The 4,329-nt window shown below is 67.1% G+C and carries 2 protein-coding genes; both read right to left on the minus strand.

All coding sequences use genetic code 11. The features are described 5' to 3' along the window. Nucleotides 1-88: 88 nt before the first annotated feature. Nucleotides 89-3,964: a DNA-directed RNA polymerase subunit beta' gene (locus tag ABZ815_RS37340; RefSeq protein ID WP_357705914.1), complete on the minus strand. Its 3,876-nt coding sequence runs from the start codon at nt 3,962-3,964 to the stop codon at nt 89-91. A 17-nt stretch (nt 3,965-3,981) separates the two neighbouring features. Further along, the coding region (locus ABZ815_RS37345; protein ID WP_357705915.1) for a hypothetical protein at nt 3,982-4,329 on the minus strand (348 nt) is incomplete at its 5' end.

Raw genomic sequence — 4,329 nt, forward strand, 5'->3', positions numbered from 1 at the left:
TCACCCCCAACGGCCGCGCGACCGGCCGTAACGCCCCGCGCCCGGCCCTCACGCAAGAGACCGGGGCGCGGCGCTTGCGAAACAACTGCTATCGGTTGTACTGACCGAAGTCGTACTCCTCCAGCGGGACGGCCTCGCCGCTGCCCGTGCCGAAGGTGTAGTCGGCCGCCGAACCGTCGTAACCGCCGACGGTGTACATGGCCGCCTTGGCCTCCTCGGTCGGCTCGACCCGGATGTTGCGGTACTGGGGCATGCCCGTACCGGCCGGGATGAGCTTACCGATGATGACGTTCTCCTTCAGGCCCAGCAGCGAGTCGGACTTGGCGTGGATCGCCGCGTCCGTCAGCACCCTGGTCGTCTCCTGGAAGGAGGCCGCCGACAGCCACGACTCGGTGGCCAGCGACGCCTTCGTGATGCCCATGAGCACCGGACGGCCCGCGGCCGGCGAGCCGCTCTCGGCCACCGTCTCGCGGTTCATCTGCTCGAAGCGCGGACGCTCCACGAGCTCGCCGGGCAGCAGGTCGGTGTCCCCGGACTCCAGCACGTTCACGCGCTTGAGCATCTGCCGCACGATGATCTCGATGTGCTTGTCGTGGATCGACACACCCTGCGACCGGTAGACCTGCTGGACCTCGGCCACCAGGTGCAGCTGCACGGCCCGCGGGCCGAGGATGCGCAGCACCTCGTTGGGGTTGACCGCACCGGCGATCAACTGGTGGCCGACCGTCACGCGCTGACCGTCCTGGACGAGCAGGCGCGAACGCATCGAGACCGGGTAGGCGATCTCCTCCGACCCGTCGTCGGGGGTGATGACGATCTTCCTGGTCTTGTCGGTCTCGTCGATCCGGGCCCGGCCCTCGGCCTCGGAGATCGGGGCGACACCCTTGGGGATGCGCGCCTCGAACAGCTCCGTGACACGGGGCAGACCGTGGGTGATGTCGGCGCCGGCCACACCACCGGTGTGGAACGTACGCATCGTCAGCTGCGTGCCGGGCTCACCGATCGACTGGGCGGCGATGATGCCGACCGCCTCGCCGACGTCCACGAGCTTGCCGGTGGCCAGCGAGCGGCCGTAGCAGGTCGCGCAGACACCGATCTTGGCCTCGCAGACGAGCGCGCTGCGGGTGCGGACGGTCTCGACACCGGCCTCGACCAGCTTCGTCACGTGGATGTCGTTGATGTCGACACCCGCCGGGACGATGACCTTGCCGTCGACCTCGACGTCCTCGGCCATGATGCGGCCGTGCACGTTGGACTCGGCGTTCTCCGCCTTGACCAGGTTGCCCGACGCGTCACGCTCGCCGACGTGCAGCGGGACCGCGCGGTCGGTGCCGCAGTCGATCTCGCGGACGATGACGTCCTGGGCGACGTCCACCAGACGACGGGTCAGGTAACCCGAGTCGGCGGTACGCAGGGCGGTGTCGGCCAGACCCTTCCGCTGACCGTGGGTGGAGATGAAGTACTCCAGCACCGACAGGCCCTCACGGAAGGAGGCCTTGATCGGACGCGGGATCGTCTCACCCTTGGTGTTGGACACCAGGCCACGGATGCCGGCGATCTGCCGGACCTGCATCTTGTTACCACGGGCGCCCGAGTTGACCATCATCCAGACCGGGTTGGTCGCCGGGAAGGCGTTGACCATGTCGGTCTCGACGTCGGCCGTGGCGTGGGTCCAGATCTCGATGAGCTCCTGGCGGCGCTCCTCGTCGGTGATCAGACCACGCTCGTACTCGCGCTGGACCTTGTCGGCCCGGCGCTCGTAGTTCTCCATGATGTCGGTCTTGTTCGGCGGCGCGACGACGTCCTCGATCGAGATCGTGACGCCGGAGCGGGTCGCCCAGCGGAAGCCCGCGTCCTTGAGCGCGTCGAGCGAGTTGGCGACCTCGACCTTGGGGTAGGTGTCGGCCAGCTCGTTCACGATCGTGGACAGCTGCTTCTTGCCCACCTGGAAGTTGACGAACGGGTAGCTCTCGGGGAGCGTCTGGTTGAACAGGCACCGCCCGAACGTCGTCTCCAGCCGGATCGAGTCACCCTGCTCCCAGCCCTCGGGAGCGACCCAGTCGCGCGGAGGCAGGACGTCCTTGACCCGGATCTGGATCTTCGCCTGGATCTCCAGCTCGCGACGGTCGAAGGCCATCTGCGCCTCGGCGATCGAGCCGAACACGCGGCCCTCGCCGGTCGCGCCTTCCTTCTGGGTGGTCAGCCAGTAGAGGCCGATGACCATGTCCTGGGTGGGCATCGTCACGGGCTTGCCGTCGGCCGGCTTGAGGATGTTGTTGGTCGAGAGCATCAGGATGCGTGCCTCGGCCTGGGCCTCAGCCGACAGCGGCAGGTGCACGGCCATCTGGTCGCCGTCGAAGTCCGCGTTGAAGGCGGTGCAGACGAGCGGGTGGATCTGGATGGCCTTGCCCTCGACCAGCTGCGGCTCGAACGCCTGGATGCCCAGACGGTGGAGCGTCGGAGCGCGGTTGAGCAGCACCGGGTGCTCGGTGATGACCTCTTCGAGCACGTCCCACACGACGGGGCGGGCGCGCTCGACCATCCGCTTGGCCGACTTGATGTTCTGCGCGTGGTTGAGGTCCACGAGCCTCTTCATCACGAACGGCTTGAACAGCTCCAGCGCCATCTGCTTGGGCAGACCGCACTGGTGCAGCTTGAGCTGCGGGCCGACGACGATGACCGAACGGCCGGAGTAGTCGACTCGCTTGCCCAGCAGGTTCTGGCGGAAACGACCCTGCTTGCCCTTCAGCATGTCGCTGAGGGACTTCAGCGGCCGGTTGCCGGGGCCGGTCACCGGGCGACCGCGACGGCCGTTGTCGAACAGCGCGTCGACGGCCTCCTGGAGCATCCGCTTCTCGTTGTTCACGATGATCTCGGGCGCACCGAGGTCGAGCAGACGCTTGAGGCGGTTGTTCCGGTTGATGACCCGGCGGTACAGGTCGTTGAGGTCGGAGGTCGCGAACCGGCCACCGTCGAGCTGCACCATCGGGCGCAGGTCCGGCGGGATGACCGGGATGCAGTCGAGCACCATGCCGCGCGGCGAGTTGGTCGTGTTCAGGAACGCCGACACGACCTTGAGCCGCTTGAGGGCGCGGGCCTTCTTCTGGCCCTTGCCGCTGCGGATGGTCTCGCGCAGGTTCTCGGCCTCGGCGTCGAGGTCGAAGCTGATCAGACGGTCCTGGATCGCCTGCGCGCCCATGCCGCCCTTGAAGTAGCGGCCGAAGCGGTCGCGCATCTCGCGGTAGAGCAGCTCGTCGCCCTCAAGGTCCTGGACCTTGAGGTTCTTGAAACGGCTCCAGACCTCGTCGAGCCGGTCCAGCTCGCGCTGGGCGCGGTCGCGGAGCTGGCGCATCTCGCGCTCGGCGCCCTCGCGGACCTTGCGCCGCTGGTCGCCCTTGGCGCCGGCGGCCTCCAGCTCGCCCAGGTCGGACTCGAGCTTCTTCTGCCTGGACTCGACGTCGGCGTCACGGCGCTGCTCGATGTGCTGCCGCTCGACGGAGATCTTCGCCTCCAGCGAGGGCAGGTCACGCTCACGCATGTCGGTGTCGACGTGCGTGATCATGTAAGCCGCGAAGTAGATGACCTTCTCCAGGTCCTTCGGGGCCAGGTCGAGCAGGTAGCCGAGGCGCGACGGCACGCCCTTGAAGTACCAGATGTGCGTGACGGGCGCGGCCAGCTCGATGTGGCCCATCCGCTCACGGCGCACCTTGGCCCGGGTCACCTCGACGCCACAGCGCTCACAGATGATGCCCTTGAACCGGACGCGCTTGTACTTGCCGCAGTAGCACTCCCAGTCGCGGGTCGGACCGAAGATCTTCTCGCAGAAGAGCCCGTCCTTTTCCGGCTTGAGAGTCCGGTAGTTGATGGTCTCGGGCTTCTTGACCTCGCCGTGCGACCACTGACGGATGTCGTCGGCGGTCGCAAGACCGATCCTGAGCTCGTCGAAGAAGTTGACGTCTAGCATTGTGTGCGATCTCCCCCTCAGACTTCTTCCACGCTGCTCGGCTCACGCCGGGACAGATCGATACCGAGTTCCTCCGCCGCGCGGAAGACGTCCTCGTCGGTGTCGCGCATCTCGATGGACATGCCGTCGCTGGAGAGCACCTCGACGTTCAGGCACAGCGACTGCATTTCCTTGATGAGGACCTTGAAGGACTCCGGAATACCCGGCTCGGGGATGTTCTCGCCCTTGACGATCGCCTCGTAGACCTTCACCCGGCCCAGCACGTCGTCGGACTTGATGGTCAGCAGCTCCTGCAGGGCGTAGGCGGCGCCGTAGGCCTCCAGCGCCCACACCTCCATCTCACCGAAGCGCTGGCCGCCGAACTG

This window comes from Nonomuraea sp. NPDC047529 (assembly GCF_040642995.1).
Taxonomy (GTDB): Bacteria; Actinomycetota; Actinomycetes; order Streptosporangiales; family Streptosporangiaceae; genus Nonomuraea.